Origin of the sequence: Thalassospira sp., assembly GCF_040218635.1 — a bacterium.
In the GTDB taxonomy this organism is placed as follows: domain Bacteria; phylum Pseudomonadota; class Alphaproteobacteria; order Rhodospirillales; family Thalassospiraceae; genus Thalassospira.
The window spans coordinates 65,919-79,026 of record NZ_JAVJRB010000009.1 but is presented as its reverse complement, the minus strand read 5'-3'; the positions used below and the strand labels follow the sequence as shown (position 1 = coordinate 79,026).

At 54.4% G+C, this 13,108-nt stretch carries 14 protein-coding genes; 6 read left to right on the top strand and 8 right to left on the bottom strand.

Translation table 11 applies throughout. The features are described 5' to 3' along the window. Positions 1–82 precede the first annotated feature (82 nt). The 4 genes from xdhC to uraH are packed head-to-tail and all read right to left on the bottom strand — an operon-like array spanning position 83 to position 5,395. Positions 83–1,147, bottom strand: a complete 1,065-nt coding sequence (gene xdhC / locus RIC05_RS08285; protein WP_350046696.1) for a xanthine dehydrogenase accessory protein XdhC — start codon at positions 1,145–1,147, stop codon at positions 83–85. A 4-nt stretch (positions 1,148–1,151) separates the two neighbouring features. Next, entirely contained in the window at positions 1,152–3,548 is a 2,397-nt protein-coding gene (gene xdhB, locus RIC05_RS08280) for a xanthine dehydrogenase molybdopterin binding subunit (protein WP_350042824.1), read from the bottom strand. Continuing rightward, entirely contained in the window at positions 3,541–5,034 is a 1,494-nt protein-coding gene (gene xdhA / locus RIC05_RS08275; RefSeq protein WP_350046695.1) for a xanthine dehydrogenase small subunit, read from the bottom strand. The genes xdhB and xdhA overlap by 8 nt, the downstream gene beginning before the upstream one ends. A 7-nt stretch (positions 5,035–5,041) precedes the next feature. Then, entirely contained in the window at positions 5,042–5,395 is a 354-nt protein-coding gene (uraH, locus tag RIC05_RS08270; protein WP_350042826.1) for a hydroxyisourate hydrolase, read from the bottom strand. 498 nt (positions 5,396–5,893) lie between these two features. Here uraH and puuE point away from each other — a divergent pair, with 498 nt between their 5' ends. The 4 genes from puuE (at position 5,894) to RIC05_RS08250 (ending at position 8,969) form a co-directional block, all read left to right on the top strand. Continuing rightward, entirely contained in the window at positions 5,894–6,808 is a 915-nt protein-coding gene (gene puuE / locus RIC05_RS08265; RefSeq protein WP_350046694.1) for an allantoinase PuuE, read from the top strand. 27 nt (positions 6,809–6,835) lie between these two features. After that, positions 6,836–7,363: a 2-oxo-4-hydroxy-4-carboxy-5-ureidoimidazoline decarboxylase gene (gene uraD, locus RIC05_RS08260; RefSeq protein ID WP_350046693.1), complete on the top strand. Its 528-nt coding sequence runs from the start codon at positions 6,836–6,838 to the stop codon at positions 7,361–7,363. Positions 7,364–7,428: 65 nt separating this feature from the next. Further along, positions 7,429–8,448: an allantoicase gene (gene alc / locus RIC05_RS08255; RefSeq protein ID WP_350046692.1), complete on the top strand. Its 1,020-nt coding sequence runs from the start codon at positions 7,429–7,431 to the stop codon at positions 8,446–8,448. A gap of 14 nt (positions 8,449–8,462) precedes the next feature. Continuing rightward, entirely contained in the window at positions 8,463–8,969 is a 507-nt protein-coding gene (locus RIC05_RS08250; RefSeq protein ID WP_350046691.1) for an ureidoglycolate lyase, read from the top strand. 85 nt (positions 8,970–9,054) lie between these two features. Here RIC05_RS08250 and RIC05_RS08245 read toward each other — a convergent pair whose 3' ends face one another. From RIC05_RS08245 to RIC05_RS08235, 3 genes are read right to left on the bottom strand one after another with little or no spacing between them, the layout of a single operon-like run. Beyond that, a complete protein-coding gene (locus RIC05_RS08245; protein WP_350046690.1) occupies positions 9,055–9,906 on the bottom strand; it encodes a delta-class carbonic anhydrase in 852 nt (283 codons plus the stop codon). A gap of 57 nt (positions 9,907–9,963) precedes the next feature. After that, on the bottom strand, positions 9,964–10,647 hold the full coding sequence (locus tag RIC05_RS08240) for an HAD family hydrolase (RefSeq protein ID WP_350046689.1): 684 nt from the start codon (positions 10,645–10,647) through the stop codon (positions 9,964–9,966). After that, on the bottom strand, positions 10,644–11,459 hold the full coding sequence (locus RIC05_RS08235) for a tetratricopeptide repeat protein (RefSeq protein ID WP_502989544.1): 816 nt from the start codon (positions 11,457–11,459) through the stop codon (positions 10,644–10,646). The genes RIC05_RS08240 and RIC05_RS08235 overlap by 4 nt, the downstream gene beginning before the upstream one ends. A gap of 140 nt (positions 11,460–11,599) precedes the next feature. On the opposite strand from RIC05_RS08235, the gene RIC05_RS08230 reads away from it, so the two are divergent. Together RIC05_RS08230 and RIC05_RS08225 are read left to right on the top strand one after the other, a co-directional pair. Beyond that, positions 11,600–11,869, top strand: a complete 270-nt coding sequence (locus tag RIC05_RS08230) for a ribbon-helix-helix domain-containing protein (protein ID WP_350042834.1) — start codon at positions 11,600–11,602, stop codon at positions 11,867–11,869. After that, on the top strand, positions 11,859–12,203 hold the full coding sequence (locus RIC05_RS08225; protein WP_350046687.1) for a type II toxin-antitoxin system RelE/ParE family toxin: 345 nt from the start codon (positions 11,859–11,861) through the stop codon (positions 12,201–12,203). The genes RIC05_RS08230 and RIC05_RS08225 overlap by 11 nt, the downstream gene beginning before the upstream one ends. Before the next feature lie 111 nt (positions 12,204–12,314). Here RIC05_RS08225 and RIC05_RS08220 read toward each other — a convergent pair whose 3' ends face one another. Next, the gene (locus tag RIC05_RS08220) at positions 12,315–13,097 is read right to left on the bottom strand and encodes a succinate dehydrogenase iron-sulfur subunit (RefSeq protein ID WP_350042836.1); all 783 of its coding nucleotides are present in this window, start codon (positions 13,095–13,097) and stop codon (positions 12,315–12,317) included. Positions 13,098–13,108: the final 11 nt, after the last annotated feature.

Sequence of the window (13,108 nt, the reverse complement as noted above, 5' to 3'; positions counted from 1 at the left end):
TGATCTGATTGCCAGATCACCTGATTGGCCGTCATTTCGCGGCCATTTATCATTAATTTTGCCTTTAAAGAAGGCATTAAGCTCATCCGACGCCGTCTGATGCGGCTTTGGTCGTTTGATTTTGTGCCATCTGTGCTTCACGCACCGACAACACTTGTGCAGCAACCGACGCTGCAATCACCACCGGCTGTTTTCCGGTAATGCCTTGAATTCCAATCGGGCATGTCAAACGACCGATCTCGGCCGCCCCCAACCCCCGATCAGAAAGCCTTCTGACGAACCGTGCGCGTTTGGTTTGGCTGCCAATCATGCCAACAAAACCAAGATCACCGCGCATCAATGCTGCCCGGCAGATATCAAAATCAAGCGCATGGTTATGCGTCAGGATCAAAACATGCGCCCCTGCCGGGATATCGGCAACCTCGTCTTGTGGCTTATCACTTTGATGAATATGAAGGTTTTCACCCTTAACCCCATCCAAATAGTCATCACGCGAATCGATCAGATGCACATCAAACGGCAATGGTTCCAATGCTGCGACCAGCGCCTGACCAACATGCCCGGCCCCGAAAATCCACATCGGTGTTAATGCCTCTTCAAGGCGCAGACACAGCGTTTCCGCACCATTGATCGTAACAATACCACCGCGTTCCGTGCCAAATCCCGATGCCAACATGCCTGCCTGCAGGCTATCAGATGCAGCGATATGCAATCCCCCGGCATCGCCTGCGACAGGCAACATCACCCAGCGTCCTGATTGCGAAACCGGTTGGCATGCGATCTCGGACAAAACATCACGCAGATCAGTTTTCTGGGTCGCATCTAACAGATGAAACCCGACCTCGACCGACCCGCCGCAACATTGACCAAGCCCCGGCCCCAACGGAAAGCGCACAATTTCCGCATTGGGCAGCATCGCCGCGTCGCTCTTACCATCCATCTGTTTGGCAAAAGCGTCGACCACCCGACGTGTGACTTGATGTTCAAGATTGCCGCCGCCAATGGTGCCTGCCGTCGCATCATGGGTAATAAGCATGAAAGCGCCGACTTCGCGCGGGGTTGATCCTTTGACCGCCGCAACACTGACCATCATCACCGGATCCGGCGAAGTCAGAAGATCAATATGATGGCGCAGCGACAAGGTCATGACGCTATTCCCCTGCCACAGAAACCGGCTGATCGGGCTGTGCGATCATGCGTTTGGCGATATCGGCAACCGCATAAAGCACGGCCTCTGGCGTTGCCGGGGTTTCAAGGGTCGGGATAATTTCGTGATCGGCGACCGAGGCCACCGCATCGGCAATCGCCCGATGCACGGAAATTGCCAGCATCAAGGGGGGTTCACCAACGGCCTTGGACCGATGAATGGTTTTTTCAACGTTTCGTCCCGAAGACCAAAGATCAAGCCGGAAATCTTCCGGTCGATCCGAACAAGCCGGGATTTTATAGGTCGACGGTGCATGGGTGCGCAGGTTGCCCTTATCATCCCACCACAATTCTTCGGATGTCAGCCAGCCCATGCCCTGAATAAAGCCACCTTCGATCTGCCCAAGGTCAATCGCCGGGTTCAACGACCTGCCAACATCATGAATGATGTCGACACGGGTCACCTTATATTCGCCGGTCAGGGTATCAATCAGAACTTCCGAACAGGCCATGCCATAGGCAAAGTAATAAAATGGCCGGCCAGATGCCGCTTCGCGGTCATAATGAATTTTTGGCGTGGCGTAATAGCCGGTTGCCGACAAGGACACCCGTGCAAGATAGGCCTGCTTGATCAGATCGGCAAAGCCGACCTCTGCCTTATCCCCGACAATGATCTTTCCCGGCGTAAAGCAAACGGACGCCTCGGCCACACCGTATTTTTCAGCGGCAAATTCGATCAAACGGTTCTTGATCGTCATCGCCGCATCGCGGGCGGCCATGCCGTTCATATCCGCACCACTGGATGCGGCCGTGGCCGATGTATTTGGCACCTTGCCGGTATTGGTCGCGGTGATTTTGATCTGATCAAGATCGATCTGGAATTCTTCGGCCACAACCTGGGCAACCTTGATGAACAGGCCCTGCCCCATTTCCGTCCCGCCATGGTTCAGATGCACCGACCCATCCTGATAGACATGGATCAACGCACCGGCCTGATTAAGGAAGGTGGTGGTAAAAGAAATGCCGAACTTGACCGGGGTTAGCGACATGCCCTTTTTCAAAACCGGGCTTTGGGCATTAAAGGCCTCAATCGCGGAACGCCGTGCGCGATAATCGCTTGATTTCAGGATATCGTCGGTCAGCTCACCCAAAACGTTATCTTCGACAACCATATGGTACGGCGTCGAATTACGATCCGTCGTACCGTAATAATTGGCAATGCGCACATCCATCGGATCGCGCCCGACAGTTATTGCGATTTCATCAATGATCCGTTCAATCGCCACCATGCCCTGTGGCCCGCCAAAGCCGCGAAACGCGGTGTTGGACACAAGGTTGGTTTTACAGCGATACGATCTGATTTCGACATCGCCAAGGTAATAGGCATTGTCGGTATGAAACATCGCCCGATCACAGATCGCGGCTGACAAATCGGCTGAAAATCCGCAATTGGCGGCATATTGGATATCAAGCCCGCAAATCCTCCCGTCATCGTCAAAGCCAACATCATAATCGACAATGAAATCATGGCGTTTGCCGGTCATGACCATATCGTCATCACGGTCCAGACGGAATTTCGCCGGACGTCCGGTATTGACCGCAACGATGGCCGCCAGGGCCGCCCACTGCATCGCCTGCGTTTCCTTGCCACCAAACCCCCCACCCATGCGCCGTACTTCGACCGTCACCGCATTGGCCGGGCGGCCAAGGACATTGGCGATATTGTGCTGAACTTCGGATGGATGCTGGGTCGAACAATGCAGGAAAACATCACCGTCCTCGCCCGGAATGGCAAAGCTGATCTGCCCTTCAAGGTAAAAGTGATCCTGCCCGCCAATATCCATCCGTCCCGAATGGCGGTGCTTGGCGCGGGCCAAGGCAGACTTGGCATCGCCCTGCTTCATCACATGTGGCGGGGCGACAAATTGCTGTTTTTCAAGTGCTTCCTGGGTCGACAGGATCGCTGGCAATTCTTCATATTCAATGTCGGCCAGCTTGGCAGCGGCCCTTGCCTGTGCGCGGGTTTCCGCCGCGACACAAAAGACCGGCTGACCATAAAACTGCACCAGCCCATCGGGCAAAACCGGCTCGTCATGGGTATGGGCCGGGGATACATCATTCACACCGGGAATATCATCGGCTGTCAGAACGCAGACAACACCCGGTGCGGAACGGACCTTCGACAGGTCCATTTTCTTGATCTTGCCATGCGCGATGGTGGCCGCACCCGGTGCCAGATGCAATGTGCCAAACGGCTCCATAATGTCATCGATATAGATCGCTTCGCCCGAAACATGTTTCGGACCACTGTCATGTTTCGAGGACGACCGGACACCGCCCGACAAACCCTTTGTCGGAGCAATTTCATCATCAAACGCTGCTTTTACAGTCTGATCAGACATAAGCCGCCTCCTTGCCCACCAGACGGGTGGCAACTTCCGGCGCGGTTGTTTCGATAAACAGTTTGGTCAAAAGGTTCTGGGCAACCAGCATGCGGTATTCTTTCGATGCCCGCATGTCACTCATCGGGGCGAAATCCTGCGCAAGGGCGCGCTGGGCTGCCCCCAATGTGGTTTCATTCCAGTCCTGTCCGATCACGGCCGTCTCGCATTTTTTCGCCCGCATCGGCGTTCCGGCCATGCCGCCAAACGCCGCCCGGAATTCCGTGACCTTGCCATTTTCAACCTGAAGGGCAAAGGCACCAAGAACGGCGGTGATATCCTGATCAAACCGTTTGGAAATCTTGTATGCCTTAAACGCCAATCCCTTGGCCGGTTTGGGCACAATGACACTTTCAACAAACTCGCCCTTATGGCGGTCCTGTTTGCCATAAGTGATAAAGAAATCTTCCAGCGGCACTTCGCGCCGGATATCGCCCATGCGCAGGACAATCTTTGCCCCCAGCGCAATCAAGGCCGGTGGTGTGTCACCAATCGGCGATCCATTGGCAATATTACCGCCCACGGTTCCGGCATTGCGGATTTGGCGCGATCCGATGCGGCGAACCAGTTCACCAACATCCGCTGCAACGCGGCCCAGTGCATCATGCGCGCGGCTATAGGTCACACCGGCCCCGATAATCAGGGCATCATCGGTTTCCGTAACCGATTTCAAATCCGCTACATCACCAATATAAATGATCGGATCCAGACGTTTGAGCATCTTGGTCACCCAAAGCCCGACATCGGTGCCACCGGCCAGCACCGTCGCATCCGGATGGGCAACAAAAAGGGCGGCCAATTCATCAGAAGTGCGCGGCGCATAATAGCGGCCAGCAGCATGTTCAATCGCCAATGGCTTGGCCCCGTCAACCATCGCGGTCAAACGGGCGGCAACATCAGAACGGCGTTTTTGTTCAATCGCGTCATTGGCCGCAACCCCGCCTGCTTTGCGCGCTGCTTCAATGATCGGGCCATAGCCGGTACAGCGGCAAAGATTCCCCGCCAGCGCATCATTGATCGCACCCCGGTCATCTTCCCCACCATCAAGCCAAAGCTGATACAGGCTCATGACGAACCCCGGTGTACAGAACCCGCATTGCGACCCATGGGTTTCAACCATCGCCTGCTGCACCGGGTGCAAGCTGCCGTCTCTGGATTTAAGATGTTCGACGGTCAAAAGCTGTTTGCCATCAAGGGTCGGGACAAACTGAATGCAGGCATTGACCGTGCGATAACCCATCCCGCCAGTGTCGTTAGGTTCGCCCAACACAACCGTACAGGCCCCGCAATCGCCTTCGGCGCAGCCTTCCTTGGTGCCCGATTTGCGTTCTTCAAGACGCAGGTAATCAAGCACCGTCATCTGCGGATCAACATCCCGCAGGCTGCGTTCTTCGTCACCCAGAAGGAAACGGATGTCATTGCGGAAAGAACCTGTTGCGTTCGCCATGATGCCCTCAGCTTCCGCGATAGGTGGAATAGCCAAATGGCGACAGCAAAAGCGGCACATGATAATGCGCCTGACCATCGGAAATCCCGAAGCGGATCACCACCTGATCAAGGAATTTTGGCTCGGGAAGTTTTTCCCCGATCGCATCGAAATAGGCCCCTGCATGAAACACAAGCTGGTATTCGCCTGGCTTGAAGGATGCCCCGTCAAGCATCGGCGTTTCGGTTCGACCATCGGCATTGGTTACGGCTTCGGCGACCAGATCATCATGACCATTGCCAAACCGATGCAGTTCGATACGGATGCCAGCAGCCGGACAGCCTTTTGCCGTATCCAATACATGGGTAGTTAGTCGGCCCATGCCGGGTCTCCTCTCTCGATACAGGGTTTGAACCCTTATAATTCGGTGGTCGGTCGCTTCTCCCGTGTTCGACATTCTTATTTGGGCGGACCCGTTGGTTTTGTGTCGAACTTATAGCGTCTCGAAGGGTCGCATTAGGACCCACCCTCGGGAAAGAGGGGATAAAGTGAAACTATATCAATAATTCTTTGAAAAACGAACAGCTTCGTTTCAGGCACTATAATCGCGAACAGTGGCAAAAAGCCTTGAAAGACCGCGTAAAACGTGGCCCAAATCAATTTCCGTCCAGGAACATTATCAAAACAGTCTTGATAGTGCGGCACTTATCGGGTCCAGCATGCTTGGTTTCGTCCTTGCTGCGCTGTGACCTATGGTTAATTGTAACCTGATAGGATGCTACACCAAACGTTCCGGACGACAAAGCCGGGCATGACGATCAGAACTCATTATTTTAAATGGAACGGGTTCTGACCCTAAAGAATTCAGGAGAAGGCACTGATGAACGACCAGACTTATGCGCGTGATTTGATCGGCTATGGCGATACGCCGCCACAGGCCAACTGGCCCAACAAGGCCCGCGTGGCGGTTCAGTTCGTCCTGAATTACGAGGAAGGCGGTGAAAACTGCGTTCTGCACGGGGATAAGGCATCCGAAGCATTTCTCTCGGAAATCGTCGGTGCGGATATGCGCGAAGGTGTCCGCCATATGAGCATGGAGTCGATTTACGAATATGGCTCGCGCGTTGGCGTGTGGCGTATCCTGAACCTGTTCCGCGAACGCCAGATCCCGATCACGATTTTTGCCGTTGCCATGGCGCTGGCCCGCCATCCCAAAGTTGGCGAAGTCGCGATGAAGGACGGTCACGAAATTTGTTCGCACGGATATCGCTGGATCGACTATCAATACATGCCCGAAGATCAGGAACGCGAACATCTTCACAAGGCCATCGACATCATCAAAAATGTCACCGGTGAACGCCCGCTGGGCTGGTACACCGGCCGGACAAGCCCCAACACAAGGCGCCTTGTCGCCGAAGAAGGCGGGTTCTTGTATGATGCCGATGATTACAGCGACGAATTACCGTTCTGGAGCACCCAGACCGAAAAACCGCACCTGATCGTGCCTTATACCCTTGATGCCAATGACATGCGCTTTGCCGCCATTCAGGGCTTCAATTCCGGCGAACAGTATTTCCAGTATCTCAAAGACAGCTTCGACACATTGTACGAAGAAGGTGCCCAAACTCCGCGCATGATGTCTTTGGGGCTTCATTGCCGACTGGTTGGCCGTCCGGGCCGTTTCGCCGCCCTTAAACGCTTTGTCGATTATGTACAAAGCCACGACAATGTCTGGTTCGCCCGCCGGATCGATATCGCACGCCACTGGCGCGAACATCATCCCTTTGGCGGTTGAGAACCGACACCAGAAACCAAGGTAACCATGACAGAAACCACAGAATCCCTTTTTATCACCCGCCCGCCAAACACCTTGGCCGAAAGCGCCTTTGTCTCGCTTTATGGCTGGGTGTATGAGCATTCGCCGTGGGTCGCCCATAAGCTTTACGCGCGCGGCATCACCAAATCACTGCACAGCCCGGCTGCCCTTGCCGATGCCATGGCCGCCGTGGTCAATGGCGCAGTGGATGATGACAAACTCTCTCTGCTCCGCGCGCACCCGGATCTGGCGGGCAAGCTTGCCCTTGCCGATCTGACGGCATCTTCGCAGGACGAACAAAAGGGTGCAGGTCTTGACCAATGCAGCCCGGAAGAACTCGCCCGCTTTACCGAGCTTAATGACCTCTATAAACAGAAATTCGGCTTTCCGTTTATCTTTGCCGTCAAAGGGTTTAATCGGGCTGATATTCTCGAAGCGTTCGAGCGTCGGGTAAAAAACGATCCCGAAGCCGAATTTAACGAAGCCATCCATCAGGTTCACCGCATCGCCAAATTGCGGCTTGAGGCCCTTTAACACGCGATTGCGCAAACCACGCCTTATAACCGAATAAAAAACGATCATTTCAGGATTACATGACCATGAGCCATCAGGAAAATCACGACGCGCCGGAATTTACACGGCGTTTTGTCAATCTGGCCGACGAACGTCTGGGCGCAGTAGCCATTTTTGCGACCGATGATTTCTTTGCCGATAAACAACGCATGCTCCAGACAGCAGATGCGGTGTTTTATCCTGATCGCTATGACGATAACGGCAAATGGATGGATGGCTGGGAAAGCCGACGCAAACGTGTTGAAGGCCATGACTACTGTGTTGTCCGCCTTGCGACATCGTGCCGCATTTTTGGCGTTGATATCGACACCAGCCACTTTACCGGCAATTTCCCGCCTGCAGGGTCGCTCGAAGGCTGCTATTGCCCGGATGGTGATCCGCTTGATAATGCCAAATGGGATGAAATCGTCGCCCCGATGGGTCTGGGCGCAAGCGCACATCATTATGCCGATGTCACCTCGGATGCCATTTATACCCATGTCCGCCTGCACATCTATCCCGATGGCGGCGTTGCACGGTTGCGTGTCTATGGTCGTCCGAACCGCGACTGGACCGACATGGCCACCCGCGGCGAACAGGTTGATCTGGCATCGATGATGAATGGCGGGGTTGTTGTCGGCTGGTCTGATTCCCATTACGGCAACCCGAATGCCATTCTGGCACCGGGTCGCGGGGTTAATATGGGCGATGGCTGGGAAACGCGGCGCCGTCGTGAACCGGGTAATGAATGGCTGATCATTGAACTTGGCAATCCGGGCGAGATCGAAAAAATCATCGTTGATACCTGCCATTTCAAGGGCAACTATCCCGACCGCGTTTCCATTCAGGGGGCCTATGTTGACGGCGAAAAGGACAAGTCCCTGACCGCACGGTCGATGTTCTGGTCAACCATCTTGCCCGAAAGCAAAATGCAGGCAGATCACATCCATGAATTTGATGCCGCTTCCCTTTCCATTAATGGTCCGGTCACGCATCTGCGTCTGAATTCGATCCCGGATGGCGGCATCAGCCGTCTGCGCATTCTTGGCAAACCAGCCACCAAATAAAGGAACGGACTGGTATGAAGCTTTCGGTCGAACACCTGACCCCGGATGCCTTCGCCCCGTTTGGCGAAGTGATTTCGATTGCCACGGCGCGTGACAGCTATCCGATCAATCTGGGCACCACCACCCGGTTCCACGACATTTCACGTGTCGATGTTGCCGATGGTGATGGTGCGCCGATCATCAGCATCTTTCGCGGCACACCCCGGCCAAAGCCGATTGAAATCAAAATGATGGAACGCCATCCCTTGGGATCACAGGCGTTTATGCCGCTCTCGGCCCAAAGGTTCCTGATCGTGGTCGCTGCGGGCACCGATACGCCCAAACCCGAAGACCTCCGCGCCTTTCTGTCTGATGGCACCCAAGGTGTGACCTATGCCAAAAACGTCTGGCACCATCCGCTTCTGGTTTTGGAAGAAGACAGCGATTTTCTGATCGTGGATCGATCCGGCCCCGGTGAGAATCTCAATGAAATCGACCTGCCACTGGTCGATGGTGAAGTCATCACCCTTGATTGGGCCTGAGCCGGATCACCGTCTTTCGACGGCGACACGTCCTTGAAAAGCAAAAGGAGCGGGCAAAATGCCCGCTCTTTTTTCGTACAGGCGATCAGTTGATTTGCGACAGCAGATCGGGGTTCGTCACAAGGTTTCGCACCCCGTGGGCATGATCTTCGTCGAACGGATTGTCTTTTAGCCATGCATCGACCGACAGGATGTTGAGCTTAACGACCTCCGGCCGCACGCTCCAGGTCACCTGAAACGGCGATCCTTTTTCGTTATATCCCGGTCCCGTGGTCGAGCCGGCATACATCACCGGATCGCCCAGATTGGCTGGCAGGTTGGGAACCTGATTAAGGCCATTGATCTGTTTGATTTCTGCCATGTCGGTGAAATCAGCCCCGCCCTCAGATACAAGCACCGCGACAACCGCTTCAACGCGAAGCTGCGGATTGCCGGTCGCATCGCTAAGGCACGTCCCAAGACCATTGCCAAGGGTCGCTTGCGCGCTTGAATGCACGAAATGAATTTCGATGGTATCGCCCGGCTCAAGATCGCCATGTTCGCCCGCGCCAATCGCCATGCCAACCGGCGCACGTTCAGCGTCCGTCAGTTCACCATCATACTTAAAACCGGTGCCATATCCGTGACCATCACCGTTCCCGGCAAAGGTTGTGAACTGACCGCCTTTATGTTCGGCATTCTCATGAAAATGAATGTCACAAAGCGCCATGTTGCTTGCGGCTGGCGCCATACTAAACGAACGATGGTTGGCACCACCAAGCGCATTGATGTCACGCGGCGACTGCGGACCATACCCCATGCCATCCGTGGCAACCGCTAAGGCCGCGCGCTGCTGGGCAATGATCTCGTCGGAAACCGCATGGGTCTCAGATGCGGCAAAAGCAGCAGAAGAAACAAGCGCAACCGTAACGCTTGCCCACAAGAACGTCTTAAGCATCTTCTTTCTCCAGAAAATAACGGAAACAGGCAAGGTCTTCAGTCTGGCTTGAGCGGCCTAGTGTCTTGATGGACCAACCAACCCGAAATCACGTAGGCAATTATGCAAATCATCGCTGTTACCCGCGACATATTCTGCACCAGCATCCCGCAGGATACCATAATCCTCTAAACTTCGATGCGCCCCACCCAAAAACCCGACGGATCGCATGCCCGCGGCCCGGGCTGCAATGATCCCCGATGGGCTATCTTCGATCACAAGGCATTGCGCTGCTTGCCAACCTGATTGCGCCGCCGCAAACAGGAAAACATCCGGTGCCGGTTTGCCACGTGCAACCTGTTCCGCCGAAAAGATCCGCCCGTCAAAGAAATCCGCCAACCCCGTCAGGGCAAGACATTGATCAAGCCGGGCAAGATCACTTCCCGATGCCAAAGCAATCGGAACGGTCAGCCGCGTTAGAAGATCACGCATTCCCGGAATGGCGCGCAGTTCGGTTTCAAAGGTTCTGCTCAGTTCCGCTTCGCACCGTTCCTGATAGCGTTTTGGATCAATCTCTGTCCCAAACCGTTCATTCAGGGCCGCCACCATCTCGCCATAGGTGACACCACCAAATTCCCGCGCAAGATCACCTGCCGTTATCGTCACGCCATTCTCTGGCAACATCTTCTCATCAACTGCAAAGGACAGAATTTCGCTGTCGATCAGAACGCCGTCGCAGTCAAATATGATGTTTGAGATCATTGCGCAGGGGCTTGTTGTCCCGTCCCCGCCCCGGCATTCAGATCAAGGGCCAGAAGCCGTTTCTGAATGGTCTGGGAAAGCACCGGACCGGCCCCCGCCTGAAGGGCACGTTGATAGGCCGCGCGCGCCATATCGGTTTTGCCCATTGCCAAGGCATTATCGGCAAAATGCGCGATATGCTCGGCCGTTGGCATCACCTTGTTGGCGCGGACAAACACGTCTTCTGCTTCCTGATATCGGCCTTGTCGGTACAGTATCAAGCCATAGGTATCAAGCGCACCACCGTCATCCGGGGCCACTTGAAGGGCTTGCTTGGACAAACGTTCGGCTTCTCCCAGATTTTCACCGCGCACCGCATAATGATAGGCCAGCCAATTGGCCGCCCCCATATTCCCCTGCCCGGCCGCCTGATAGGCCTCTGCCGTTAGGGTATCGCGGTACGATGAAATGACCGCTTCAATCGCCGCCTGATCCAACCCGTCCACCCATGTCAGACCAACCCGAACGGCTTTACAGCCTTGGGCATTGCTTTGCTGGCACATGGTAACGGCTTCTTCCACCGCGCCAAGAACGGTTGCCGATGGCCCGGCGGCATATTCCTTGCCGGCATCATCACGGGCAAGTGCCTTGAAATCAATCATCGCCCGATAGCGATCATCAAGTTTCGCCTCGGTCGGGGCGGCAAACATATCTTGTGGTTCCCAGTTCGAACTGGTGTCGCCACAGGCGTTAAGACCAAGGATCAGGCCCAAGCCCAGCAATAAGCGTAAGGAAGAGGTCGAAAAAGAGCGAGGTGACGACAAGGCGATCATTCCCGATTTTGGTGAAGAGAACCGACAACCATCTTAACCGCTTACGGTAAGACAGACATTAACAAACAACCACAATCGCACACCCATGCCTTGACAGCAGTGCTACTGAGTAGCACTTTAGACAGGAAAGGAGAACGATCATGACCGTCAAGTCATCCATCTCTTTAACTGACAACCAGAACGCCTTTGCCCGCGAACTGGTGGAACAGGGAAAGTACCCCAGCGTCAGTGCCGTCCTGCAGCAGGGTTTGGAATTGCTTCGCCACAAGTCCGAACTCGAAAATCTTGAAACCGAAGCTTTGCGCGACATCATAACAGCCCGCCGCAATGGTCAATTCATTACAGGGTCGGCAATGAAAGACCGCATTTCTGCCATCGCAGAAAAAAAGCGCCGCACCCATGGCCTATGAGATTACCTATGCAGCAGATGCAGAGCGTGACTTTAACCTGATTTTCGATTTTCTCGTTGAAAGCTATATCGGGTTTGGCGAAGATATTGACAGCGCCATATCCCACGCCCAAGAACGCCTTTTCTCCATCCAGAAAGACATCGAAAAGCTTGGCAATACCCCGTATTGCGGGACGCTGCATAACGACATTTTGCCAAACTTGCGCCATGTCACCCTGGGTCAGGCGATCATTTGGTTCGACGTGATCGAGGAGCCGAAAAATGTCAGAATACTTGCTGTCTTCTTCGGTGGGCAGGACCATTTCCGGCACATGCTGACACGGCTTTTGTCCTAATCTCCAAAAACTCCCGACCCAAGAACGAAAAAGCCGCCGGGATCAAATGATCACCGACGGCTTTAACATGCTGGCGCAAAACGCCAATATCAGGGCAACACAGCCCGCACTTTACGCGCGGCGTTCTGCAATCATCTTTTTGATTTCAGTAATCGCCAAGGCCGGGTTCAGGCCTTTCGGGCAGGTGTTGGTGCAGTTCATGATCGTGTGGCAACGATACAGACGGAACGGATCTTCAAGTGCGTCAAGACGTTCACCGGTATATTCGTCACGCGAATCCGCCAACCAACGATAAGCCTGCAGCAAAACAGCCGGGCCAAGATAACGGTCCGAGTTCCACCAATAAGACGGGCACGCGGTCGAGCAGGAGAAGCACAAAATGCATTCCCACAAACCGTCAAGCTGCGCACGTTCTTCACGCGACTGCAGACGTTCGCTATCGGGCGGAGCCGGGCTATCGGCTTTAAGCCATGGCTCGATCGAAGCAAGCTGGGCATAAGGTTGCGACAGGTCCGGCACCAGATCCTTGACCACCGGCATATGCGGCAGCGGATAGATTTTGACCTCGCCCTTGATGTCATCAATCGGCTTAAGACACGCAAGCGTGTTACGGCCATCAATATTCATCGCGCACGACCCGCAAATGCCTTCACGGCATGAACGGCGGAACGTCAAAGTCGCATCGATCTCGTTTTTAATCTTGATCAGCGCGTCAAGCACCATCGGACCACACTTATCTAGATCGATATCATAAGTGTCGGTACGCGGGTTATCACCGCTATCAGGATCAAAACGATAGATCTTGAAGCTACGTGTGTTCTTCGCGTCAGCCGGAGCAGAGAACGACTTGCCCTCTTTTACGACCGAATTGGCGGGAAGATTGAATTCTACCATCTCTCAAATCC

Coding starts and splice junctions, on each gene's coding strand:
- xdhC (WP_350046696.1), bottom strand. CDS start 1,147: ATGACCTTGTCGCTGCGCCATCATATTGATCTTCTGACTTCGCCGGAT.
- xdhB (WP_350042824.1), bottom strand. CDS start 3,548: ATGTCTGATCAGACTGTAAAAGCAGCGTTTGATGATGAAATTGCTCCG.
- xdhA (WP_350046695.1), bottom strand. CDS start 5,034: ATGGCGAACGCAACAGGTTCTTTCCGCAATGACATCCGTTTCCTTCTG.
- uraH (WP_350042826.1), bottom strand. CDS start 5,395: ATGGGCCGACTAACTACCCATGTATTGGATACGGCAAAAGGCTGTCCG.
- puuE (WP_350046694.1), top strand. CDS start 5,894: ATGAACGACCAGACTTATGCGCGTGATTTGATCGGCTATGGCGATACG.
- uraD (WP_350046693.1), top strand. CDS start 6,836: ATGACAGAAACCACAGAATCCCTTTTTATCACCCGCCCGCCAAACACC.
- alc (WP_350046692.1), top strand. CDS start 7,429: ATGAGCCATCAGGAAAATCACGACGCGCCGGAATTTACACGGCGTTTT.
- RIC05_RS08250 (WP_350046691.1), top strand. CDS start 8,463: ATGAAGCTTTCGGTCGAACACCTGACCCCGGATGCCTTCGCCCCGTTT.
- RIC05_RS08245 (WP_350046690.1), bottom strand. CDS start 9,906: ATGCTTAAGACGTTCTTGTGGGCAAGCGTTACGGTTGCGCTTGTTTCT.
- RIC05_RS08240 (WP_350046689.1), bottom strand. CDS start 10,647: ATGATCTCAAACATCATATTTGACTGCGACGGCGTTCTGATCGACAGC.
- RIC05_RS08235 (WP_502989544.1), bottom strand. CDS start 11,459: ATGATCGCCTTGTCGTCACCTCGCTCTTTTTCGACCTCTTCCTTACGC.
- RIC05_RS08230 (WP_350042834.1), top strand. CDS start 11,600: ATGACCGTCAAGTCATCCATCTCTTTAACTGACAACCAGAACGCCTTT.
- RIC05_RS08225 (WP_350046687.1), top strand. CDS start 11,859: ATGGCCTATGAGATTACCTATGCAGCAGATGCAGAGCGTGACTTTAAC.
- RIC05_RS08220 (WP_350042836.1), bottom strand. CDS start 13,097: ATGGTAGAATTCAATCTTCCCGCCAATTCGGTCGTAAAAGAGGGCAAG.